Consider the following 22,718-nt stretch of genomic DNA (forward strand, 5'->3'; position numbering starts at 1 on the left):
GGGCGGGCGAGGACGCGCGCTGCGCGGCGGAGGTGGCCGAGGGCGCGGCGCCCTTCGTGGCCGGGACCTGGGGCGAGGCCTGCGCGATCCTCGCGGACGTCCTCGCCATCGGCCGGCAGGCGCCCGAGATCGCCCTCGCCGGCGCCCGTCAGCGCTTGGACGCGGCGCGCGCCGGGGTGCCGGCCTGATCAGGCCGCCGCGGGCGCGGCGTCGAGATCCAGCTCGATCGACCCGCAATTCTCCAGGAACGTGCCGGTCAGGTGGTAGAAGAACGTGCCGTGGCCGACCACCGCGATGGTGGTCTCCGGCCGGGCCCGCAGCCAGTCGCGGAACGCCGCGACCCGGGCGTCGAACAGGGGGCGCGGCTCCACCGGGTAGCCGCCGACCTCGCAGCCCGGCTCCGCGTGCCACCAGACCTCGGGCAGGTGCCCGACATCGAGGTGCGGGAACTCCGCGGCGATCTCCGAGGCGGCCCGGCCGACGTCGCAGCTGCTCTCCTGGCACTCGCGGTGCAGCACCTCGACGAGCACGTGCGGACGGCTCGGATGCTCGCCGAACAGGATCGCGGCGGTCTCGATGGCGCGGGTCAGGGGCGAGACCACCACAAGATCGAAGGGGATCGCCCGGAGGCGCTCCCGCGCGGCCCGGGCCTGGGCTTGGCCGAGCTCGGTCAGGCGCGCGTCGGGCAGGCCGGGATCGCCGCGCCCGAGCTTGTGCGCGGCGTTGAAGGTCGACTGCCCGTGGCGGATGCAGACGATGCGGGTCGTGTCGGGCATGGCTCGCGGCGATGTGTCGGGATGGAGGGCGCGCGTCGGATCGGTCACGCGAAGCGGCCGCCGCGCTGGATGACCTCGATCTTGTAACCGTCCGGGTCGGTGGCGAAGAAGAACCGCGCGAGCACGTCGTCCCCGTGCTTGAGGGTCTTGACGTCGGTGGCGGTGAAGCCCTCGCGCCGGTGCCGGGCGTGCTCGGCCTCCACGTCGTCGACCACGAAGGCGATGTGCCCGTAGCCGTCGCCGAGATCGTAGGGCTTGTCGCGGCCCTTGTTCACCGTGAGCTCCAGCTCGAACGGCGAGGCCGGGTCCCGCATGTAGACGAGGGTGAAGTCCGGGAAGTCGAACCGGTCGGCGACCTCGAGGCCGAAGGCCCGGGCGTAGTAGTCGCGCGCGCGCTCCTCCTCGAGGACGCGGATCATGGCGTGGACGGGCTTGGACATGCGCTCGGGATTCCGTGGGCACGCGGGCGGCGTGCAGGGCCTTCTATGTGGAGCCCGACGCATCCGCCGGAAAGGTGGGCCGCGACCACGGGCCTCGCAGCCCCCCCCCGCAGCCCACCCCCTGCACCCGCAATCGTGCCGGTGCATATCCGAGGAGGGCAACCGCGCCAATGGCGCCGGTATTTTCGATGACAAGTATCCTGAGTTGGTGTGCAATCTTACATGTTTTAATGGTTCTAATGTCGGTATTCAAGCAAAATCATTGCTTTAACGATGAAATTAATAACACATTCGGCCACGGAAAAATGTACATTGCGCACGTCGCTTGACACGACAAGTCAATTAGCATCTTCTTTACACGTGTTGATCAGGGTCACGCATCAACGAATCTACGCGAGTCATCTTTCCTGATCTGGGGCATGAACGCCGTGCTACGCCTATCCAATATCAATGTGCTGCCCAAGCTGTTGGGCGTCATCGCTTTAATCGGTGCGATCGTCGGCGGCTGCGTCTGGTACGCCCAGTCACGAATGACCACGATCGACGACGGCTACAGCCGCTTCATCAATAACGAGGCGGCCGCCGTCGGAGAGGCGCGCCGGCTCAATCGCCTAGTCATCGAACTCAACTACTGGGTCTACCGGATCATCGCGGAGACCGAGGCGGGACAGATGCAGGCGGCCGACAGGGGCTTCGAAGCGGCCGTCCCGCAGGTGAACGCGCTGCTTCCCGTCCTTCGCGCGCACGCACCGGCCTTCGTGGCGAAGATCGACGAGCAGAGCGCCCGCATCGAACGCTATCTCCGTGACGTGAGCGAGGTGCGCCGGCTGGGCATCGCCAACCAGAACGACCAGGCGATCGCGCTCGTGCACTCGGCGATCGACCCGATCTTCTCGAGCCTCCTCGCCGACGGCAACGCCCTGGCCGAAGACATCAGGCTCTACATGGAGAAGGGGTCAGACGACCTGACCGAACAGACCGACGCGACCCGTCGGACCCTGCTGGTCGTGAGCGGCCTCGGGATGCTGGCGGGCCTGATCGCGGCGACCTTCATCGCGACGATCGGGATCGCGCGCCCGCTCGACCGCTTGGTCAAGGTCCTGCAGCGCATGGCGCAGGGCGAGATCGACGCCCAGATCAAGGAAGCCGCGCGCCGGGACGAGATCGGCGCCGTCGGCAAGGCGGTCGAGGGCATCAAGGCCATGGTCGCCCGCAAGGCCGCCGAGGAGGCCGAGGTCAAGCGCCTGGCCGACGCGGCCGCGGCCGCCGAGCGGAAACGCACCATGATCGAGCTCGCCGACGGCTTCGAGCGCGCCGTCGGAAGCATCGTCGGGATGGTGTCCTCCTCGGCGACGGAGCTGCAGACGACCGCCCAGGCCATGACGTCGAGCGCCACCGAGACCGCCAGCCAGTCCACCACCGTGGCGGCCGCCGCCGAGCAGGCCTCCGCCAACGTCCAGACGGTCGCGGCCGCCGCCGAGGAGCTGGGCTCCTCCGTGCAGGAGATCGGCCGGCAGGTGCTCGGCTCGGCCAACCTCGCCCAGACGGCGGTCGGCGAGGCCGACGAGACCCACCACCTGGTCCAGGCGCTGACCCAGGCGGCCGCCCGCATCGGCGAGGTGATCGGGCTGATCTCCAACATCGCCGCTCAGACCAACCTCCTGGCGCTGAACGCCACCATCGAGGCGGCGCGCGCCGGCGAGGCGGGCCGCGGCTTCGCGGTGGTGGCCACCGAGGTCAAGGAGCTGGCGGGGCAGACCGCGCGCGCCACCGAGGAGATCAGCCAGCAGATCGCCCAGATCCAGGGCGTGACCGGTCAGGCGGTCTCCGCCATCGACGCGATCGCCGGTCGGATCCGGGAGATCAACGGTGTGGCCACCACCATCGCGGCAGCGGTGGAGCAGCAGGGGGCTGCGACCCAGGAGATCGTCCGCAACGTCGCCCAGGCGGCCACCGGAACGGATCAGGTGACGAGCAACATCGTGGGCGTGGCCCAGGCCTCCGAGGCGACGGGTGCCGCCGCCACGCAGGTGCTCGGCGCAGCCAGCGCGCTATCGCGCCAGTCGGAGCAGCTCGGCGCCGAGGTGTCCCGCTTCCTCGCGACCGTTCGGGCCGCCTGAGGTCAGGCGCCGATCCGCAGGACCTCCGTCCGGGTGCCGGCCTGCGCGAAGGCTCCGGGGTCGGCGCCCGTCATCCAGACCTGCCCGGGGAGCGCCTCCAGGGCCTCGAACAGGCCGGCCCGGCGGCGGGGATCGAGGTGGGCCGCCACCTCGTCGAGGAGAATCAGCGGGGCGATGCCGCTCATGGCGCGAACCAGCCGCGCGTGGGCGAGGACGAGCCCGATCAGCAGCGCCTTCTGCTCACCCGTGGACGCCGTGCCGGCGGGCACGTCCTTGGGGCCGTGGCGGACCACGAGGTCGCTGCTCTGCGGGCCGATCAGGGTGCGCCCGGCGGCCCGGTCCCGGTTTCGGCCGTTGCGGAGCGCCATGCGGTAGCGGTCCTCGGCCTCGATGGCGGGCCAGACCGCCACGAGATCGTCGAGGTCGCCCTCCAGGCGGATGGCGGCCCAGGGAAAGGGCTGCGCGTCGTCCCGGGTCTCGGCGATCAGCCGGTCGAGGCGCTCGGCGGTCTCGCGCCGGGCAAGCGCCACGGCGACGCCCAGCTCGGCGACCTCTCGCTCCACGGCGTCGAGCCAGCGGTCGTCGTCGGGCCGCTCCTCCAGGAGGCGGTTGCGCGAGCGCAGGGCCCGCTCCATCGCGGAGACCCGGGCGCCGTGGGCGGCGTCGACCGCCAGCACGAGCCGGTCGAGGAACCGCCGCCGGTCGCCGGCCGCGCCGCGGAACAGCCCGTCGAGGTCGGGGGTCAGCCAGACGACCCGCAGGAACTCGCTGAACGCCACCGGCGAGGCGGCGGTGGCGCCGTCGATCCGGCAGAGCCGGCTCGCCCGCCCGTCGGGTCCCGGTGGCTCCAGCCCGGTTCCGAGGCGGTGCTCGGCGCCCTCGCGGTCGAGGGTGAGCGAGACCGCGAAGCCCCCCGGGCCGCCGCTGCGCGCCATGGCGGCGAACTCCGCCCGGCGGAGGCCGCGGCCCGGCACGAACAGCGACAGCGCCTCGAGCAGGTTGGTCTTGCCCGCGCCGTTCTCCCCGACCAGCGCGACGAAGCGGGCCCGGGGCGTCAGTTCGAGGTCCGCGTGGTTGCGGAAGTCGCGGGCGATCAGTCGGGTGACGCGCAGAGAGGACCCGTCGGGCTCGCCCCGCGGATCGGAGACGTCGCTCATCGGTGGACCGAGGGGTCAACCGAGGGGCCGAGACGCGCCGCGCTCAACCGTCCTTTGCTGTCTGACATCCCATCCAACCACCGCATCCTGAAAGCCCGCCTCAGCGGGCCCCGCAGGAGGGCTCCAGAAACCACATCACCACGTGGAGGCCTCATGCGAGGCCTCCGCTACGCCCCCGGTCCCCGAGGATGAGGACGGGGCAGGGATCCGCGCGGCCGCCTCACACCCGCATCGGCATCAGCACGTACAGCGCCGGCGCGCCCTCGCGGTCCTGGATCAGGGTCGGCGAGCCGGGATCCGCGAGCTTGAACAGGGCGGTGTCGCCCTCGAGCTGCGCGGTGATGTCGAGGAGGTAGCGGGCGTTGAAGCCGATATCGAGGCCGGCCGCCTCGTAGTCGACGTCGAGCTCCTCGGTGGCACTGCCCGAATCCGGGTTGTTCACCGAGAGCGCGAGGCGCCCCTCGGCCAGCCCGAGCTTCACCGCGCGCCCGCGCTCCGACGAGATCGTCGAGACCCGGTCCACCGCCTTCGCGAAGGCGTCGCGCTCGACGGTCAGCCGCTTGTCGTTGTTGGCCGGGATCACCCGCTGGTAATCCGGGAACGTGCCGTCGATCAGCTTGGAGATCAGCGTCAGGCCGCCGGCGAAGCGCAGGCGGATCTTGGCGGGCGACAGGTCGACCGCGACGGTCTCGCCGCCGTCGTCGAGGAGCTTCTGGATCTCGGCGACCGCCTTGCGGGGCACGATCACGCCCGGCATGCCGACGCTGCCCTGCGGGGCGGGAATCTCGACGCGGGCGAGCCGGTGGCCGTCCGTGGCCACCGCCCGCATCGCCGGACCGTTCTCGGTCTCCAGCGTGTGCAGGTAGATGCCGTTGAGATAGTACCGGGTCTCCTCGGTGGAGATCGCGAACTGCGTCTTCTCGATCAGCCGCTTCAGGTCGGCGGCGGCGATCTCGAACCCGTGCGGCATCTCGCCGGCAGCGAGGTCCGGGAAGTCGCCCTCCGGCAAGGCGCCCAGGGCGAAGCGCGAGCGGCCGGACCGGATCGTCATCTGGCCGGACTCGCCGCCGGTCTCCAGGGAGACCTGCGCGCCGTCGGGGAGCTTGCGCACGATGTCGTAGATCACGTGCGCCGGCACCGTGGTGGCGCCCGCGTCGGCCACGTCGGCCGGCACGCTCTCGGTCACCTCGATGTCGAGATCCGTCGCCCGCAGCTGGAGCCCCGATCCCTCCGCGCGCAGGAGCACGTTCGACAGGATCGGGATCGTGTTGCGGCGCTCGACGACCCGGTGCACGTGGCCGAGCGACCTGAGCAGGGCCGCGCGCTCGACAGTGACTCTCATCGCAATACTCAAGTGCTAGGGACGGCGCCGCGGCCGGCGACCGTCACGGAATATGGCCGTTCAGCTTGGCGAAGGGGACAGGGGAACGCAAGGCCGCCGTCGGTGCACCGCACAGCGACCTCCGCGTCCAGGTCGGAGGCCCATGTCCGAACCGGGGTATCGGCACGGGGCGGCCCGTGCGAAAGCGCCGCAACCGACCCGGATCCCGCCTCCCCGTCCCGATCATGTTGCAGACCATCGACAGCGCGGGCAAGACCGCACACCCCTCGCAGGCCGCCCCGAGCGCGACCCCGAGCGCCCGCCGGATCCTCGCGGCGAGCTTCGTCGGGACGGCGATCGAGTTCTTCGACTTCTACATCTACGCCACCGCCACCGCCCTGGTGATCGGCCCGGTCTTCTTCCCCGCCGGCGCGCCCGGCGTGCAGCAGCTCAGCGCCTTCGCGACCTTCGCCATCGCGTTCATCGCGCGACCCGTCGGCGCGGCCCTGTTCGGGCATTTCGGCGACCGGGTCGGCCGCAAGGCGACCCTGGTGGCGTCCCTGCTGATCATGGGCATCTCCACGGTGCTGATCGGCTGCCTGCCGACCTACGCGTCGGTCGGCTGGTGGGCGCCGGCGGCGCTGTGCCTCCTGCGCTGCGGGCAGGGGATCGGGTTCGGAGGCGAGTGGGGCGGCGCGGCCCTGCTGGCGGTCGAGAACGCGCCGCCGGGCCGGCGCGCGTGGTACGGCATCTTCCCGCAGCTCGGGGCGCCGGTCGGCTTCGTCCTGGCCAATCTCGGCTTCCTCGCCCTCAGCTTCGGCCTGACCCCGGAGAGCTTCCAGGCCTGGGGCTGGCGCCTGCCGTTCCTGGCCTCGGCGGCGCTCGTCGGCGTCGGGCTCTACGTGCGCCTGAAGCTCACCGAGACGCCGGCCTTCAAGGCGGCGCTCAGCCAGGCGCGGCCGGAGCGCGTGCCCTTCGCCACCATGCTGACCCAGCACGGCCACGCCGTCCTGGTCGGCACGTTCGCGATGGTGGCGGTCTACGCGGTGTTCTACCTCTCCACCGTCTTCGCCCTGGGCTACGGCACCGGCACCCTCGGCTACAGCCGGCCGACCTTCCTGCTGTTCGAGTGCATCGCGGTCTGCTTCATGGCGCTCGGCACCGTCGTATCGGGAGCCGCGGCCGACCGCTTCGGCCGCCGGCCGGTGCTGCTCTCCGGCATGGCCGTGACGTTCCTGCTGGGCTTCCTGATGGGGCCGATGCTGGGCCACGCCGCCGGCACCGGCACCTGGCCGCCGGTCCTGGGCTTCCTCTGCCTCAGCCTCCTGACGATGGGCTGGGTGTTCGGGCCGATGGGCGCCGTCCTGCCCGAGCTGTTCCCGACGCGGGTGCGCTACACGGGCGCCTCGGTCACCTACAATCTCGCGGGCATCCTGGGGGCCTCGGGCGCGCCCTACATCGCGCAGCAGCTCGCGGCCTACGGCGGCATCGGCTTCGTCGGGTTCTACCTGGCGGGGGCCGCGATCCTCAGCTTCCTCGCCGTGCTGGCCATGCCCGAGACCGCCGGCCGCTGACGGGACGGTCCGCGCGCCGGCCTCAGCGGGCGGGGCGCGCCTGACCTGCCGTGCCGGCGGGCTCGAAGCGCCCGAGGAAGCGGGTCCGCTCCCACAGCTCGATCGCGTCGCGCCCGACCATCGCCCGGGCGCGGCGGCGCGCCTGCGTGTCGTCCTCGGCCGACAGGATCTCGGCCGCGCGGACGCGACCGGCCCGGTCCAGCCTGAAGGCCCTGTAAGCGCGGCTCCGATGAGCCGTTCCAGCATCCAGCGCGAGCATTGCCAAATCCTCCGGGACGGAGCGTCCCGGAAGACGGTTAACCATCGGTTAAACGCGGTTCTCGCGATCGGTGCGGCCCCGGCGCGCGCCCGCTCGGCGGCGGGCGACCGGGTTCCTCAGCTCCGCTTGTCGAGCGGGCGACCGAGCAGGCGGGCGAACTCGGCCTCGATCTCCTCCACCGAGAACGGGTTGCCGGATCCCTTCGCGTCGGGCGGCGGCGGAGCAGGCGGGGCCGGCGGCGGGGCCGGCACGGGGTCGGCCTTCGGCATCGCCGGCGGCGGCACGGGTCTGGCCGGGGGCGGAGGCGGCGGCGCGGCCACCGGCTCGTCCAGCGGGGCGGGGGCGGGCACCGGCTCGAGCGGGACGCTCGCCATCGCGGCCGCCAGCGGATCGACGCCCTCGGGCACCGGCGGGGCGGGCGGGGATTGCGGCGGCGGCGTCACGGCCGAGGACGAGCGCGACAGGGCGGCCTGGAGCTGCCGGGCCATGTCGGACAGGACCACCGGGTCGACCGACTTGCGCTCGGAGGGCACCGCGAGGCTCGGGGCCTGACGGGCGGGCTCCGGCTCGGCCGGCGCCGGCTCGGGCCTGCGCTCGGAGGCGGGGTTGGGCCGCGGCTCGATCAGCGGCGGCGCCGTCCGGCTCAGGATCCGCCGCGGCGCGATTGCCTCGCGCGGCGGGGGCGCGGACGGTTCCACCGCCGGCGGCGGCGCGGGCTCGGGCGGGGCCGGGGGCTGGGGCGCGGGCGGCGGGGTCGGCGCGGCACTCAGGGGCGCGGGGACGTCCTGACCGGGCTCGTCGCCGCCGAACAACCCGGGGTCGAGGGGCAGCGTCACGGGCGGGGCGGAGGCCGAGCGCGGCACCGGCGACGGCACCACCACCGGCATCGCGAAGCCCGGATCGAACAGCGGCTCCGCGCGCCGCCCGCCGGATTCCGGGAGACCGCGGGGCGGCTCGGGCAGGCGGCCGCCCTGAACGAGCGGGTCCGGGAGCGGTTCGTCCAGCGGCTCGGGCGCCAGCTCCGGCCGGATCGCCGCCTCCGGCAGGGGCCGCTGACCGCGCTGGATGTTGCGCTCGACCACCACGTCGTTGGGGCCGCCCACCAGGAGCAGGTGCTCGACATTGTCCCGACGCAGCAGGATCAGCTGCCGGGCCCGGTCGAGCTCGTACACGTCGACGATCCCGAGCCGCGGCTGGCGCCCCCGGCTTCCGGACCGCCCCGGCAGGGCGAGGCTCCGGCCGGTGAGCCGGCGCACCGTGAACACGATCGCCGCGAGCGCCGTGAAGATGACGGCGAAGATCACGATATACTGGACGATGGGGGAGCCGTCAGAGCCGAACACGGATTGCAGCCATCGCAAGATTACGCACTCGCACGTTCCGACCGCCGCGGGTGCGCGCCGGCACGGACTTGATCCATACCACGCCGGACGGGCCTCAAGGCAAACGACGTTAAGAGTTCGTTAACAGACCTTTTAATCGAGCGGGCGCAAGACAATAGGTCGGGATCGCGGCGGCCGCCCGGCCGAACCGGGGGCTCCCCGCCCCGGGGGCGCGATCTGACGCGGGCACCGGCCGGCCCTGCGATCGGGCTTAACGCGCCGTTAACCATGAAGGCGGCAGATTTTGCCGAGCCCGCTCGTCCCGGCGCGGCCACGCCATCCCGGAGGCGACCATGGCCCTCACCGATCTGCCCGTGCTGAGCATGCTGCGCACGCGGATGCAATGGGCGCAGGCGCGCCAGGGCGTGATCTCCGAGAACGTCGCCAACGCCGACATGCCGGGCTTCAAGCCCCGCGACCTCGTGGAGCCGCGCTTCGACCGGGCCACCGGCGCGCTGGCCACCACCGGGTCCAGCCTGACGCTCACGAGCGCGGGCCACATGGCCCCGCCCGGCCAGAGCGTCGGGGCCGATTCCAAGCGCGCCAAGGGCTTCGAGATCCGCCCCAGCGGCAACGGCGTCAACCTCGAGGATGAGATGATGAAGGCCGGCGAGAACCAGTCGGACTACCAGCTCGCCGCCTCGCTGTACCAGCACAGCCTGACCACCCTGAAGATCGCGATCGGCAAGAGCTAGGCGCGCCGGCCGAAATTGGAGCGCTGACGGCCGCGGCGTCGCGGCGGCAGGAGGGTCCTGAGCCATGGAATTCACGAAGTCGCTGGCGGTGGCGGCCGCGGGCCTTAAGGCCCAGTCGGGCCGGATGCGCATCATCGCCGAGAACATCGCCAACGCCGATTCCGCGCCGGCCTCGGCCGGGGCGCAGCCCTACCGGCGCAAGATCCCGACCTTCACCAGCCACCTCGACGACGAGACCGGCGCCCGGCTGGTCGAGGCGGGGCGCGTCAAGCGCGACCCGTCGGCCTTCCGGACCAAGTACGAGCCGGGCAACCCCGCGGCCGACGCCCAGGGCGTGGTGCAGATGCCCAACGTCAACGCGCTGATCGAGAACATGGACCTGCGCGAGGCCCAGCGCTCCTACGAGGCGAACCTCAACATGATCAGCGCCACCCGCAAGATGCTGGCGCAGACCCTCGGCATCCTGAAATGAGCCCCGAGGCCCGCGGCAGGACCGCATAGCAAGGACGCATGGCGATGGCTTCGAGCAACTTCGCGGCGGGGGCCTACGCGGCCGTCCAGGGCCTCGCCGGCGGCCGGCCCGCCCCCCGGGTGCAGCCGACGACCGGCACCGGCACCGACTTCATGCAGATGCTCGGGCAGACCCTGGACAGCGTCGGCGATGCCGGCCGGCGGGCGGATTCCCAGGCCGTCTCGGCCGCCGCCGGCAAGGCCAACGTCGTGGACGTGGTCACCGCGGTCGCCGAGAGCGAGACCGCCCTCCAGACCATGGTGGCGGTGCGCGACCGCATGATCTCCGCCTACGAGGAGATCATGCGCATGCAGATCTGACCGGCCGACCGTTTCGCCGCCCGCTCCCCCCGCACAGATCGCACCCCCATGACCGGCCTCGCCATCCTCGACATCGCCCGCGACGGCATCTTCGTGTTCCTCAAGGTGGCCGGGCCCCTGATGCTGGTCGCCCTCGCGGTCGGCCTCGCCGTTTCCCTGGTCCAGGCCCTGACGCAGATCCAGGAGCAGACGCTGATCTACGTGCCCAAGGTCGTGGCGGTGTTCGCCGCGCTCCTGCTGATGCTGCCCTTCATGGGCGACGCCATGGCCGGCTACATGACCCGCATCGCCGCCCGCATCGCGGCCGGCGGCTGATGCGCGCGCCGGCCGGGACAGGCGCGGCTCCCGCGTGCCATAGGGGCCGCGATGAACCTGCTCCTGCCCGGCATCGCCTCGGCCTACCTGATCACCTTCGCGCGCATCGGCACGCTGATCATGCTGATGCCGGGGATCGGCGAGCAGACGGTGTCGCCACGGCTGCGCCTCGCCTTCGCGCTGCTCACCGCCCTGGTGCTGTTCCCGACCGTGCGCCCGCTGCTCGGCGGCACCGAGGGCGTGGCCGGCCCGCGGCTGATCGGGCTCCTGTTCGGCGAGACGATCATCGGGCTCGTGCTCGGCCTGACAGTGCGCATGATCCTCGCCGCCCTTCAGACCGCCGGGGTGATCATCTCGGCGCAGGTCGGGCTGTCCTACGCCATGACGGTCGATCCCAGCCAGGGCGGCCAGCAGGTGGCGATCGGCAACTTCCTGTCGCTGCTCGGGATCACGCTGATCTTCGCCGCGGACCTGCACCATCTCGCCATCGAGGGCGTGGCCCGCAGCTACGAGGTGCTGCCCCCCGACGGCGTGCCGTCCTTCTCGGACGCGCTGATGCTGGCCACGAAGGCGCTCGCCCGGGGCTTCACCCTGGCGGTGCAGATCTCCGGCCCGTTCATCGCCTTCGGAATCCTGTTCAACCTGGGGCTCGGCGTGCTGTCGCGGCTGATGCCCCAGATGCAGGTGTTCTTCCTGGCGGTGCCGGCCTCGGTGCTGATCGGCATGCTGCTGCTGATGGGATGCCTCGGCGTCATGATGGGCGTCTTCCTCGACGATCTGGGCCGGTATCTCGGGGATTACGTCGGCCGCTGAGCGGCCTGACCGCCCGTGACCCGATGATGTCCACGCTCTGAGCGCGACGTGAGATGGCCGACGATACCGACGACGAGGACAAGACCGAGGAGCCGTCCCAGCGACGGCTCGATCAGGCCATCGAGCGCGGCGACGTCGCGACCAGCACCGAGATCAACACCTTCGCGATGCTGGGCGCGTTCACCCTGGCGCTGCTGGTCGCGGCCCCGACCATCGCCACGAACCTCCTGCACGGGCTCAAGGCCTACCTCGCCAACGCCCACGCCCTGCCGGACGACGCCGCGGCCATGAAGGCGGCCATGACGCGCGGCCTGTGGCTGTGGCTCCAGGCGGTGGCGGTGCCGGTGGGACTGGCCGTCGTGGCGGGGCTGGCCGCGGGGCTCCTGCAGCACCCGCTGGTGTTCTCCGCCGAGACGCTGATGCCGAAATTCTCGCGCCTCTCGCCGATGGCGGGCGTGAAGCGGCTCCTCGGCGTCGAGGCCCTGTTCCAGTTCGGCAAAGGGCTGGCGAAGATCGCCGCCGTGGGCGTGGTCGGCGCGGTGATGCTGTGGAACGACCGCGACCGGCTGGAGGTGTTCGCCCGCCTGGACCCGGCCGCCTCCATGCCGGCGATCCTGTCCCTCAGCCTGAAGCTGCTCGCCGGCATGCTGTGCATGCACCTCGCGATCACCCTCGGCGACGCGCTCTACGCGCGGTTCCGCTGGCGCAAGCGCCACCGGATGTCGAAGGAGGAACTCAAGCAGGAGATGAAGGAGTCGGAGGGCAATCCCGAGGTCAAGGGCCGCCTGAAGCAGCTCCGGATGGCCCGGGTGAAGAAGCGCATGATGGCCGCGGTCCCCACCGCCACCGTCGTGGTGACGAACCCGACCCACTACGCGGTGGCGCTCCGCTACGAGACCGGCATGGCCGCGCCGGTCTGCGTCGCCAAGGGCGTCGACGCGCTGGCCCTGCGGATCCGCGCGGTGGCGGCCGAGCACGGCGTCGCGGTCATCGAGAACCCGCCGCTCGCCCGGGCGCTTCACGCCACCGTGGAGATCGACCGGGAGATCCCGGCCGAGCATTACCGGGCCGTGGCGGAGGTCATCGGGTTCGTGCTGCGCCTGCGCAGACGGGCGGCGTAGGCCGCGCGCGACCCCGCGCCGGGGCAATTCGCCGAGTCAGTTTGCCGAGCCGTTCTGCCGAACGCCCGGGCCGGCGAAAGCCACGCTTCCTCCACCTTTTTTCGCGAGGCTGTGTCTAGGCTTGGCGCGACGAGACTGATGCCGCGCCGCGCATGTCCTGATATGGCCGGCGGACTAACCGGGTGACTGTTCTGGAATGAAGCCGATGGCCGACGTCACTGGACCTCCGGCGCCCGCCGCGGGCCCGCAGAATTCGGGTCCCCCGGTCGCACAGGCGTCAGCCCTGCTGGGAACGGGCTCGATCGACCGGTCGGAACAGCCGGGCCGGGTCGGCCTGCTGCTCGTGCTCGCCGGGCTGCTGGTCGGCGCCGCTATCGGCCTGTCCTTCGTGGCCAACGAGCAGGCCCAGTCGCTGATCGTCTGGCTCCTGGCCCTGCTGGCCATGGCGGGCGTGTTCTTCCTGTTCGCCCTCGCCATCGGGGCGCTCCAGCTCAGCGGCAGCGCCGCCCGGGACGACATCACCAAGGGCATCGTCGACGCCTCGCCGGACGGCAAGCTGGTGGTGGAGGACGGCGGCCGGCTGATCTACGCCAACGAGGCCTACCTGCGGATCGCCAGCGGCGACACCTTCTCGAACCTCGTGCCGGTGGAGCGCATCCTCGTCGGCTCCCCGGAGGTTTCCGAAGCCGTCTACCGCCTGTCGCAGGCCTCGCGCGACGCTCGGGCCCACACCGAGGAGGTGCGGATGTCGCCGCCCCTCGGACCCACGGCCGGCGAGCGCGGCTTCGGCTGGTACCGGGTCTCGGTGCGGCCCCTCGCGCGCCCGCGCCGGGCGGCCTCCCTCTGGACGGTCGCCGACATCACCGCCGAGCGCGAGCGGCAGGAGAACGTCTTCCAGGAACTCCAGCACGCCATCGACTACCTCGACCACGCCCCGGCGGGCTTCCTGTCGATCGATCCGGCCGGCGCCATCGTGTACATGAACGCGACCCTGGCGGCTTGGCTCGGCTACGACCTCGCCAGCGTCGGACCGGGCGGCCCGCACCTCACCGAGATCGCACCGGAGGCGGACGTGCTGGTGCGCACCGCCGGCCTGCCCGGCGAGGTCCGCACCGACCGCTTCGACCTCGACCTGCGCCGCCGCAACGGTCACACCCTGCCGGTCCGGCTCTACCACCGGGTCGCCTTCGGCAAGGACGGCAAGCCCGGCTCGTCGCGGACCTTCGTGATCAACCGCTCCGCCGGGGCCGAGACCGACGAGCCGCAGCGCGCCGCCGAGGTGCGCCTCGCCCGCTTCCTCAACAACTCGCCGATCGCCATCGCGACGCTCGACAGCAGCGGCCGGATCGCCCGCGCCAACGCCTCGTTCACGCGGCTGTTCGGAACGGTCCCGCGGCAGGTCGACGACGGCGCCCCGGACGGCGAGGGCGTGCCCCGGGTCGAGCCCAACGTCGCCGACTCGGTGGCGGACCGGACCGCCCTGGAGGCCGGCCTCGCCCGCGCCGCGAGCGGGCGCACCGATCCCGAGCCGATCGAGGTCCAGCTGAACGGGCCCGGCGGCCGCTCGGCCCGGGTCTGGCTGAGCCCGGCCGACGGCGGCGATCCCGGCCAGCAGACCGACGAGGCCGAGCGGGTGATCCTCTACGCCCTCGACACGACGGCGCAGCGCCAGCTGGAGCAGCAGGTCGCCCAGGCCCAGAAGATGAACGCGGTCGGCCAGCTCGCCGGCGGCATCGCGCACGACTTCAACAACGTCCTGCAGGCGATCATCGGCTACTCGGACCTGCTGCTCGCGAGCCACCGGCCGACCGACCCGGCCTTCCAGGACATCATGCAGATCAAGCAGAACGCCAACCGGGCGGCGGGCCTCGTCCGCCAGCTCCTGGCGTTCTCCCGGCGGCAGACCCTGCGTCCGGAGGTGATGAATGTCGGGGAGGCGCTCTCGGAGCTGACCCTCCTCCTCAAGCGGCTCCTCGGCGAGCGCGTCGCCCTGGAGCTGAAGCACGGCCGCGAGGTCTGGCCGGTGAAGGCCGACGTCAACCAGTTCGAGCAGGTGATCGTCAATCTTGCGGTCAACGCCCGCGACGCCATGCCGGAGGGCGGCAAGCTGATGATCCGCACCGAGAACGTCTCCGATCCGGGGGCGGCCGCGGGGGCGGAGGGGCGCGGCGGGGCGCCGGCGGGCGACCACGTGCTGATCGAGGTGCGCGACACCGGTCAGGGCATCCCGCCCGAACTGATGGAGAAGATCTTCGAGCCGTTCTTCACCACCAAGGAGATCGGCAAGGGCACCGGCCTCGGGCTCTCGACGGTGTTCGGCATCGTCAAGCAGTCCGGCGGCACCATCGACGTGCAGTCGAAGGTCGGGGAGGGCACCGCCTTCCGCATCTACCTGCCGCGCCACGTGCCCGTGGCGGAGGCCGAGGAGGTGCCGGTCGCGGCCGCCGAGCCCGCCCTGCCGCGCGCGGAGCCGCTCGCGCCGACCGTCCTGCAGCCGGGCGCCGATCCGACCGCCAAGCCGGCAACTGGCAGCGACGGCGTCGCGCCGCGGGGCGAGGCGCCGCCCGCCAAGGCCGACAAGCCGGCGCCGCGCAAGCCCGCCGCCGACCATACGGGGCAGGGCACCATCCTGCTCGTCGAGGACGAGGATCCGGTGCGGGCGGTCAACAGCCGGGCGCTCTCGGCCCGCGGCTACACGGTTCTGGAGGCGGCCTCGGGCCTCGAGGCCCTGGCGATCGTGCGCGAGGGCGCCCAGACCATCGACCTCGTCGTCTCCGACGTGGTCATGCCCGAGATGGACGGCCCGACCCTCCTGCGCGAGGTGCGCAAGCATCAGCCCGACCTGAAGGTGATCTTCGTCTCCGGCTACGCCGAGGACGCGTTCCGCAAGAACCTGCCCGAGGGCGAGACCTTCAATTTCCTGCCGAAGCCCTTCAGCCTGAAGCAGCTCGTCGAGACCGTGAAGAAGACGATGGCCGACTGAGGGTCGGCGCCGGCGCGTCCTCCCGCCGCCCCTGAACGCGAAGCGGCCCCGGAGAGACTCCGGGGCCGCCGATCTTCGCGGGTCGCAAGGTCCGCCGCGCGCCGATCCCGGTGCGCGGCGGCGCGGCTCAGGCCTCGCCCTCGTCGAGATCGTCCGCCGTCGGAGCGGCGTTCTCCAGGATCTTCTCGGCGACCAGACCGGAATTCTGCCGGATCGAGCCCTCGATCTCGGCGGCGATCTTCGGGTTGTCGCGCAGGAAGCCCTTCGAGTTCTCGCGGCCCTGGCCGAGGCGCTGGCTGTTGTACGAGAACCAGGCGCCGGACTTCTCGACGATGCCGGCCTTCACGCCGAGGTCGATCAGCTCGCCGACCTTCGACACGCCCTCGCCGAACATGATGTCGAACTCGACCTGCTTGAACGGCGGCGCGACCTTGTTCTTCACCACCTTGACGCGGACCTGGTTGCCGATCGCCTCGTCGCGGTCCTTGAGGGTCGAGATGCGGCGGATGTCCAGGCGCACCGACGCGTAGAACTTGAGGGCGTTGCCACCCGTGGTCGTCTCGGGGCTGCCGTACATGACGCCGATCTTCATCCGGATCTGGTTGATGAAGATGACCATGCAGTTCGAGCGCGAGATCGAGCCGGTCAGCTTGCGCAGGGCCTGGCTCATCAGCCGGGCCTGGAGGCCGGGCTGGCTCTCGCCCATCTCGCCCTCGATCTCGGCCCGCGGGGTCAGCGCGGCCACCGAGTCGACCACCAGCACGTCGATGGCGCCGGAGCGCACCAGCGTGTCGGTGATCTCGAGCGCCTGCTCGCCCGTGTCGGGCTGGGAGATGAGCAGGTCGTCGAGGTTCACGCCGAGCTTGCGGGCATAGACCGGGTCGAGGGCGTGCTCGGCATCCACGAAGGCGCAGACGCCGCCCTTCTTCTGGGCCTCCGCGATGGTGTGGAGCGCCAGCGTCGTCTTGCCCGACGATTCGGGACCGTAGATCTCGATCACGCGGCCGCGCGGCAGGCCGCCGACGCCGAGCGCGATGTCGAGGCCGAGCGAGCCGGTCGAGACGGTCTCGACCTCCTGAACCTTGTCGCTCTTGCCGAGCCGCATGATCGAGCCCTTGCCGAAGGCGCGCTCGATCTGAGACAGGGCGGCGTCGATCGCCTTGGACTTGTCCTTGTCCACCGGGGGCATGTCGACCACTTTCAATGCGGGCTGGGCCATCTGGCGGGCTCCTTATGAAGGGGTTGGACGCAGTTCACAACGCGCGTCGCCACCGCCTCTATGTACCCGTTTTGTTCTCAGTCGACAAGGCCCGGGACGCCGCTCGTCCGCCGGGTGGACGCGAAAGTGCGGCTGCGCGGCGCACACCGAGTTCGAGACGGAACGCTGGCCGTTCACACGCCCGGGAAACACCCGGCGGCCGATCGGCCGAATCGTCCCATAGGCGCTCCCGGAAACGACGACGCCCGGCACGAATCCGGCTCTCGCGAGTCGAATTGCGTCCGGGCGTTCGTCGTTCCGGTCACCCGGCGAACCCGGGACGGACACCCTCGCGGGCACCATCCCGCGACGCCGCGGGCCGGGATCAGGCGATCGCGGGGAGCCGCAACCGCCGGGATCGCGGGATCAGGCGGCTTCGCCGGCCTCGGCCTGGGCAGCGTCGCCCTCGACCAGCTTCCAGGTCTTGGTCTTCGAGAACGGACGGCACTCCTCGATGAACACCGTCTGCCCGACCTTGGCGACGTTGCCCTCGTCGTGCGCGTGATAGTTCTTCGAGCGACGCACGGTCTTCTTCATCACCGGGTGCGTGAAGCGACGCTCCACCTTCACCACGATGGTCTTCTCACCCTTGTCGCTGACGACGGTGCCCTGCAGGATGCGCTTCGGCATGGTTGTCTCCTAAAACCCGCCTCAGCCCTTGGCCTGCTGCAGCGTCTTGGCGCGCTGCAGAGTCCGGACACGGGCGATGTCGCGGCGGACCTCACGGACGCGGGCGACGTTCTCGAGCTGGCCGGTGGCCCCCTGGAAGCGCAGGTTGAACTGCTCCTTCTTGAGGTTGATCAGCTCGTCATTCAGCTGATCCGGCGACAGCGCCTTCAGATCAGACAGTCTCTGGGTCGACTTCACGATATCCTCCGTTCAGTCGGCGATGCGCTGGACGACCCGCGTGCGGATCGGGAGCTTCGCGGCGCCGAGGCGGAGCGCCTCCTTGGCGATGTTCTCGGCAACGCCGTCGACCTCGAACATGATCCGGCCGGGATGGACCCGGGCCGCCCAGTAATCCGGGGCGCCCTTACCGGAGCCCATGCGGACCTCGGTCGGCTTGGACGAGACCGGGACGTCCGGGAACACCCGGATCCAGACGCGGCCCTGGCGCTTCATCTCGCGGGTGATCGCGCGGCGGGCCGCCTCGATCTGGCGGGCGGTGACGCGCTCGGGCTCCACCGCCTTCAGGCCGAACTGGCCGAAGTTCAGCTCGAAGCCGCCCTTGGCCGCACCGTGGATGCGGCCCTTGAACTGCTTGCGGAAGCGGGTCTTTTTCGGTTGCAGCATGGCTTCCTACCTTACGCGTGCTCGCGCTCGCGGCGTCCGCGCTCGCGGCCGCCCTCGCCATCGCGCTCACGGCGTCCGCCGGAGCGGCCGCCCTCTTCCTGGGCCTTCTTGTCCTGAGCCATCGGGTCGTGCTCGAGGATCTCGCCCTTGAACACCCACACCTTGATGCCGCAGGTGCCGTAGGTCGTGAACGCCGTGGCGGTGCCGTAGTCGACGTCGGCTCGCAGCGTGTGCAGCGGGACGCGGCCCTCGCGGTACCACTCCTGGCGGGCGATCTCGGCGCCGCCGAGGCGGCCCGAGCAGTTGATCCGGATGCCCTCGGCGCCCAGACGCATGGCCGACTGGACGGCCCGCTTCATGGCGCGACGGAAGGCGACGCGGCGCTCGAGCTGCTGGGCGATCGAGTCGGCCACCAGGGTGGCGTCGATCTCGGGCTTGCGCACCTCGACGATGTTGATGGTCACGTCGGCCTTGGTCATGGTGCCGACGAGCTTGCGCAGCTTCTCGATATCCGCGCCCTTCTTGCCGATCACCACGCCCGGACGACCCGAGTGGATGGTGACGCGGCACTTCCGGTGCGGGCGCTCGATGACGATCTTGGAGACCGCCGCCTGCTTGAGCTGCTTCATGAGGGCGGCGCGGATCGCGACGTCCTCGTGCATGAGCTTCGCGTAGTCGCCCTTGTTGGCGAACCAGCGGGAATCCCAGGTCCGGTTGATGCCGAGCCGGAGACCGATCGGGTTGACTTTCTGGCCCATCAGATCCTCCTCAGGCCGCTTCGGCCTGGCGGACTTCGCGAACCACGATGGTGAGGTTCGAGAAGGGCTTCAGGATACGCGCGCCGCGGCCGCGGGCGCGGGCGTGGAAACGCTTGAGAACCAGCGCCTTGCCGACGAAGGCCTGGGAGACGACGAGGTCGTCCACGTCCAGGTCGTGGTTGTTCTCGGCGTTGGCGATGGCGCTCTCGAGGCACTTCTTGACCTCGGTCGAGATCCGCTTGCGCGAGAACTGCAACTCGGCGAGCGCCGTGTCGACCTTCTTGCCGCGGATCATCTGCGCCACGAGGTTGAGCTTCTGCGGGCTGACGCGCAGCATGCGCGCGACGGCCTTCGCCTCGTTCTCGGGGAGCGCGCGGGGGGTGGCTTGCTTGCCCATCTCAGCGCCTCTTCGCCTTCTTGTCGGCCGCGTGGCCCGGGAAGGTGCGGGTCGGCGAGAACTCGCCGAACTTGTGCCCGACCATCTCCTCGGTGACGTAGACCGGGATGTGCTTCTGCCCGTTGTGCACACCGAAGGTGAGCCCGACGAACTGCGGGAGGATCGTGGAGCGGCGGCTCCAGATCTTGATGACCTCGGAGCGCGAGGAGCCCCGCGCCGCCTCGGCCTTCTTGAAGAGGTAGCCGTCGACGAACGGCCCCTTCCAGAGAGAGCGTGCCATAGCGATTACTTCTTGCGGTTGTGGCGGCTGGACAGGATGAACACGTCGGTCCGCTTGTTGGACCGGGTCTTCTTCCCCTTGGTGGGCACGCCCCAGGGCGTGACCGGGTTGCGGCCGCCCGAGGTGCGACCCTCGCCGCCGCCGTGCGGATGGTCGACCGGGTTCATCGCCACGCCGCGGTTGTGCGGGCGCTTGCCGAGCCAACGGTTGCGCCCGGCCTTGCCGAGCGAGATGTTCATGTGGTCCGGGTTCGAGACCGCGCCGACGCTGGCGAAGCACTGACCGTGGACCAGGCGTTGCTCGCCGGAGTTCAGGCGGAGCGTCACGTAGCCCTGGTCGCGGCCGACGATCTGCGCGTAGTTGCCGGCCGAGCGGGCGATCGCGCCGCCCTTGCCGATCTTCAGCTCGACATTGTGGACGATCGTGCCCACCGGCATCGAGCCGACCGGACCGGCATTGCCCGGCTTGATGTCGACGCTCTCGCCGGCCACCACCTTGTCGCCCGGCTGCAGGCGCTGCGGGGCCAGGATGTAGCTCTGCTTCCCGTCCGGGAAGTTGATCAGCGCGATGAACGCGGTGCGGTTCGGATCGTACTCGATCCGCTCGACGGTGGCGGCGACGCCCAGCTGGTCGCGACGCTTGAAGTCGACGTTGCGCAGCACGCGCTTGTGGCCACCGCCGCGGAAGCGGACGGTGATGCGGCCGAGGTTGTTCCGGCCGCCGGAGGACGACTTGCCCTCCGTCAGCGCCTTCACCGGCTTGCCCTTGTAGAGCTCACGGCGGTCGACGAGCACGAGCTGGCGCAGGCTCGGCGTGACCGGTTTGAATGTCTTCAAGGCCATCGGCTTGGATCCCTAAAACCCGTCCTCAGAGCCCGGTCGTGACGTCGATCGTGTGGCCCTCGGCCAGGGTCACGATCGCCTTCTTCACGTCGGAGCGCTGTCCGCGGAGGCCGCGGAAAATCTTCTTCTTTCCCTTGGTGACAAGGGTGTTCACGGCCGTGACCTTGACGTCGAACAGCTTCTCCACGGCCTCCTTGATCTGAGGCTTGGTCGCCTTGGGGGCGACCCGGAACACGACCTTGTTCTGCTCGGTCAGGTTCGTCGCCTTCTCGGTGATGACCGGGGAGACGACGATGTCGTAGTGGCGCGGATCGGCACTCATTTGAAACGCTCCTCCAGCGCGTCGACGGCGGCCTTCGTCAGGACGAGCGTGTCGCGGCGCAGGATGTCGTAGACGTTGATGCCCTGCACAGGCAGCACGTCGATCTGCGGGATGGCGCGGGCGGCCCGGCCGAAATTCACGTCGACCTCGGCACCGCCGATGATCAGCGCGTTCGAGAGGCCCATCTTGCCGAAGCGCTCGATGAGACCCTTGGTCTTGTGGTCCTCGATCTTGATGTCGTCGACGACGATCAGGGTCGAGGCCTTGGCCTTGGACGACAGGGCGTGGCGCAGGGCCAGCGCGCGGACCTTCTTGGGCAGGTCGTGGCTGTGGTCGCGCACGACCGGGCCGAACGCTCGGCCGCCGCCGCGGAACTGCGGCGCCGAGGCCGCGCCGTGGCGGGCGTTGCCCGTGCCCTTCTGCTTGTAGAGCTTCTTGCGGGTCCGGTTCACGTCCGAGCGGTTCTGCACGGCATGGGTGCCGGCGCGGCGCTTGGCGAGCTGCCAGCGGACCATGCGCTGCAGCAGGTCGGCGCGCGGCTCCAGGCCGAAGATCTCTTCGTTCAGCTCGACCGAGCCGGCACCGGCGCCGTCGAGGGTTTTAATATCGAGCTTCATCACGCGGTCTCCTCAGCCGCAGGGGCCTCGGTCGCCGGAGCGGAGGCGCCGTTCTCGCGGAACTTGCCCGGCAGCGGAACATCGGCGGGGAGCTTGCGCTTCACCGCGTCGCGGATCTGGATCCAGCCGCCGGCGACGCCCGGCACCGCGCCCTCGACCAGGATCAGGCCGCGCTCGGGATCGGTGCGCACGACGCGCAGGTTCTGGGTCGTGACCCGCTCGACGCCGAGGTGACCCGGCATCTTCTTGTTCTTGAAGGTCTTGCCCGGGTCCTGACGGCCGCCGGTCGAGCCGATCGAGCGGTGCGAGATCGACACGCCGTGGGTGGCGCGCAGGCCGCCGAAGTTCCAGCGCTTGATACCGCCGGCGAAGCCCTTACCGGTCGTGGTGCCGGTGACATCCACGAACTGGCCGGGGATGAAGTGGTCCGCGGTGATCTCGGCGCCGACCGGGATCAGCGCGTCCTCGGTGACGCGGAACTCGGCGAGCTTCTTCTTCGGCTCGACCTTGGCGACCGCGAAGCGGCCCCGCTCGGCGGCCGAGACGTTCTTGACCTTGGCCTTGCCGACGCCGACCTGCAGCGCGACGTAGCCGTTCTTCTCGACGGTGCGGTGGGCAACCACCTGGCACTGATCGATCTTGAGCACGGTGACGGGGACATGCTCCCCCGCGTCCGTGAAGACGCGGGTCATGCCGACCTTCTGTGCGATGACGCCTGAGCGCATAGGTTCTCTCCCTCGCGCGATGAAACGGTAAGCTCTAAGTCCTCAGCGGACTCAGAGCTTGATCTCCACGTCCACGCCGGCGGCGAGGTCGAGCTTCATCAGCGCGTCCACGGTCTGAGGCGTCGGATCGACGATATCGAGCACCCGCTTGTGCGTGCGCATCTCGAACTGCTCGCGCGACTTCTTGTCGATGTGGGGCGAGCGGTTCACGGTGAACTTGGCGATGTGCGTCGGGAGCGGGATCGGGCCGCGGATGGTCGCGCCCGTACGCTTGGCCGTGGAGACGATCTCCTTGGTCGACGCATCGAGGATGCGGTGATCGAACGCCTTGAGGCGAATGCGGATGTTCTGACCGTTCATGATCCTGGAACCTTGAGAGGGACGGCGGGGTACGCGGGGCGCTCACCCCGCCGCGCCCTGCTAAGGATGCTTGCTCGAG

The 22,718-nt window shown here is 70.7% G+C and carries 27 protein-coding genes and 1 pseudogene; 10 read left to right on the top strand and 18 right to left on the bottom strand.

The genetic code is table 11. The features are described from left to right. Nucleotides 1-188, top strand: a pseudogene (locus tag ME121_RS29155) (hypothetical protein); the annotation flags it as partial. Here the strand turns inward: ME121_RS29155 and ME121_RS29160 are convergent. Both ME121_RS29160 and ME121_RS29165 read right to left on the bottom strand, forming a co-directional pair. Further along, complete coding sequence (locus ME121_RS29160) at nt 189-776, bottom strand: histidine phosphatase family protein (protein ID WP_012319211.1); 588 nt, start codon at nt 774-776, stop codon at nt 189-191. It lies immediately after the preceding pseudogene. A 44-nt stretch (nt 777-820) separates the two neighbouring features. Further along, nucleotides 821-1,216, bottom strand: coding sequence for a VOC family protein (locus tag ME121_RS29165; RefSeq protein ID WP_058606956.1), 396 nt, complete (start codon nt 1,214-1,216; stop codon nt 821-823). Between the two features lie 419 nt (nt 1,217-1,635). Between ME121_RS29165 and ME121_RS29170 the strand changes: the two genes are divergently transcribed. Then, the gene (locus ME121_RS29170; protein WP_059410061.1) at nt 1,636-3,336 is read left to right on the top strand and encodes a methyl-accepting chemotaxis protein; all 1,701 of its coding nucleotides are present in this window, start codon (nt 1,636-1,638) and stop codon (nt 3,334-3,336) included. A 2-nt stretch (nt 3,337-3,338) separates the two neighbouring features. On the opposite strand, the gene recF is transcribed toward ME121_RS29170, so the two are convergent. Further along, complete coding sequence (recF, locus tag ME121_RS29175; RefSeq protein WP_012319208.1) at nt 3,339-4,493, bottom strand: DNA replication/repair protein RecF; 1,155 nt, start codon at nt 4,491-4,493, stop codon at nt 3,339-3,341. 220 nt (nt 4,494-4,713) lie between these two features. Then, the gene (dnaN, locus tag ME121_RS29180; protein ID WP_012319207.1) at nt 4,714-5,835 is read right to left on the bottom strand and encodes a DNA polymerase III subunit beta; all 1,122 of its coding nucleotides are present in this window, start codon (nt 5,833-5,835) and stop codon (nt 4,714-4,716) included. Nucleotides 5,836-6,059: 224 nt separating this feature from the next. Between dnaN and ME121_RS29185 the strand changes: the two genes are divergently transcribed. Further along, entirely contained in the window at nt 6,060-7,388 is a 1,329-nt protein-coding gene (locus ME121_RS29185; protein ID WP_012319206.1) for an MFS transporter, read from the top strand. Nucleotides 7,389-7,410: 22 nt separating this feature from the next. Here the strand turns inward: ME121_RS29185 and ME121_RS29190 are convergent, their stop codons facing one another. Together ME121_RS29190 and ME121_RS29195 are read right to left on the bottom strand one after the other, a co-directional pair. Beyond that, on the bottom strand, nt 7,411-7,647 hold the full coding sequence (locus ME121_RS29190; protein ID WP_012319205.1) for a hypothetical protein: 237 nt from the start codon (nt 7,645-7,647) through the stop codon (nt 7,411-7,413). A 116-nt stretch (nt 7,648-7,763) separates the two neighbouring features. Next, nucleotides 7,764-8,990, bottom strand: coding sequence for a hypothetical protein (locus ME121_RS29195; protein WP_245337798.1), 1,227 nt, complete (start codon nt 8,988-8,990; stop codon nt 7,764-7,766). A 332-nt stretch (nt 8,991-9,322) separates the two neighbouring features. On the opposite strand from ME121_RS29195, the gene flgB reads away from it, so the two are divergent. The 7 genes from flgB (at nt 9,323) to cckA (ending at nt 15,787) form a co-directional block, all read left to right on the top strand. Continuing rightward, a complete protein-coding gene (flgB, locus tag ME121_RS29200; RefSeq protein ID WP_059410063.1) occupies nt 9,323-9,724 on the top strand; it encodes a flagellar basal body rod protein FlgB in 402 nt (133 codons plus the stop codon). Between the two features lie 64 nt (nt 9,725-9,788). Then, complete coding sequence (flgC, locus tag ME121_RS29205; protein WP_012319202.1) at nt 9,789-10,196, top strand: flagellar basal body rod protein FlgC; 408 nt, start codon at nt 9,789-9,791, stop codon at nt 10,194-10,196. A 44-nt stretch (nt 10,197-10,240) separates the two neighbouring features. Continuing rightward, the gene (gene fliE / locus ME121_RS29210; protein WP_012319201.1) at nt 10,241-10,555 is read left to right on the top strand and encodes a flagellar hook-basal body complex protein FliE; all 315 of its coding nucleotides are present in this window, start codon (nt 10,241-10,243) and stop codon (nt 10,553-10,555) included. Between the two features lie 48 nt (nt 10,556-10,603). Next, entirely contained in the window at nt 10,604-10,870 is a 267-nt protein-coding gene (gene fliQ / locus ME121_RS29215; protein ID WP_012319200.1) for a flagellar biosynthesis protein FliQ, read from the top strand. A 51-nt stretch (nt 10,871-10,921) separates the two neighbouring features. Next, nucleotides 10,922-11,683, top strand: coding sequence for a flagellar biosynthetic protein FliR (fliR, locus tag ME121_RS29220; protein ID WP_012319199.1), 762 nt, complete (start codon nt 10,922-10,924; stop codon nt 11,681-11,683). A gap of 53 nt (nt 11,684-11,736) precedes the next feature. Further along, a complete protein-coding gene (flhB, locus tag ME121_RS29225; RefSeq protein WP_012319198.1) occupies nt 11,737-12,804 on the top strand; it encodes a flagellar biosynthesis protein FlhB in 1,068 nt (355 codons plus the stop codon). A gap of 205 nt (nt 12,805-13,009) precedes the next feature. Then, complete coding sequence (gene cckA, locus ME121_RS29230; protein WP_089231270.1) at nt 13,010-15,787, top strand: cell cycle histidine kinase CckA; 2,778 nt, start codon at nt 13,010-13,012, stop codon at nt 15,785-15,787. A gap of 127 nt (nt 15,788-15,914) precedes the next feature. Here cckA and recA read toward each other — a convergent pair whose 3' ends face one another. From recA to rpsJ, 12 genes are all read right to left on the bottom strand, one after another. Beyond that, nucleotides 15,915-16,976, bottom strand: coding sequence for a recombinase RecA (gene recA, locus ME121_RS29235; RefSeq protein ID WP_373866322.1), 1,062 nt, complete (start codon nt 16,974-16,976; stop codon nt 15,915-15,917). Between the two features lie 435 nt (nt 16,977-17,411). Next, complete coding sequence (gene rpsQ / locus ME121_RS29240; protein ID WP_012319195.1) at nt 17,412-17,675, bottom strand: 30S ribosomal protein S17; 264 nt, start codon at nt 17,673-17,675, stop codon at nt 17,412-17,414. Between the two features lie 21 nt (nt 17,676-17,696). Next, a complete protein-coding gene (gene rpmC / locus ME121_RS29245; RefSeq protein ID WP_012319194.1) occupies nt 17,697-17,912 on the bottom strand; it encodes a 50S ribosomal protein L29 in 216 nt (71 codons plus the stop codon). Between the two features lie 12 nt (nt 17,913-17,924). Continuing rightward, complete coding sequence (gene rplP, locus ME121_RS29250; RefSeq protein ID WP_012319193.1) at nt 17,925-18,338, bottom strand: 50S ribosomal protein L16; 414 nt, start codon at nt 18,336-18,338, stop codon at nt 17,925-17,927. Nucleotides 18,339-18,349: 11 nt separating this feature from the next. Beyond that, nucleotides 18,350-19,096 (bottom strand): 30S ribosomal protein S3, encoded by a 747-nt coding sequence (gene rpsC / locus ME121_RS29255; RefSeq protein WP_012319192.1) that lies wholly within the window; start codon nt 19,094-19,096, stop codon nt 18,350-18,352. A gap of 10 nt (nt 19,097-19,106) precedes the next feature. Next, on the bottom strand, nt 19,107-19,493 hold the full coding sequence (gene rplV, locus ME121_RS29260; protein ID WP_012319191.1) for a 50S ribosomal protein L22: 387 nt from the start codon (nt 19,491-19,493) through the stop codon (nt 19,107-19,109). A gap of 1 nt (nt 19,494) precedes the next feature. Beyond that, on the bottom strand, nt 19,495-19,773 hold the full coding sequence (gene rpsS / locus ME121_RS29265; protein ID WP_012319190.1) for a 30S ribosomal protein S19: 279 nt from the start codon (nt 19,771-19,773) through the stop codon (nt 19,495-19,497). Between the two features lie 5 nt (nt 19,774-19,778). Further along, nucleotides 19,779-20,615, bottom strand: a complete 837-nt coding sequence (gene rplB, locus ME121_RS29270) for a 50S ribosomal protein L2 (protein ID WP_012319189.1) — start codon at nt 20,613-20,615, stop codon at nt 19,779-19,781. Between the two features lie 25 nt (nt 20,616-20,640). After that, on the bottom strand, nt 20,641-20,937 hold the full coding sequence (locus ME121_RS29275; RefSeq protein WP_012319188.1) for a 50S ribosomal protein L23: 297 nt from the start codon (nt 20,935-20,937) through the stop codon (nt 20,641-20,643). Continuing rightward, nucleotides 20,934-21,554, bottom strand: coding sequence for a 50S ribosomal protein L4 (rplD, locus tag ME121_RS29280; protein ID WP_012319187.1), 621 nt, complete (start codon nt 21,552-21,554; stop codon nt 20,934-20,936). The genes ME121_RS29275 and rplD overlap by 4 nt, the downstream gene beginning before the upstream one ends. Beyond that, the gene (gene rplC, locus ME121_RS29285; protein ID WP_012319186.1) at nt 21,554-22,279 is read right to left on the bottom strand and encodes a 50S ribosomal protein L3; all 726 of its coding nucleotides are present in this window, start codon (nt 22,277-22,279) and stop codon (nt 21,554-21,556) included. The genes rplD and rplC overlap by 1 nt, the downstream gene beginning before the upstream one ends. A gap of 51 nt (nt 22,280-22,330) precedes the next feature. Further along, on the bottom strand, nt 22,331-22,639 hold the full coding sequence (gene rpsJ / locus ME121_RS29290) for a 30S ribosomal protein S10 (protein ID WP_007569268.1): 309 nt from the start codon (nt 22,637-22,639) through the stop codon (nt 22,331-22,333). Nucleotides 22,640-22,718: the final 79 nt, after the last annotated feature.

This window comes from Methylobacterium sp. ME121, assembly GCF_000974725.1.
GTDB lineage: Bacteria > Pseudomonadota > Alphaproteobacteria > Rhizobiales > Beijerinckiaceae > Methylobacterium > Methylobacterium radiotolerans.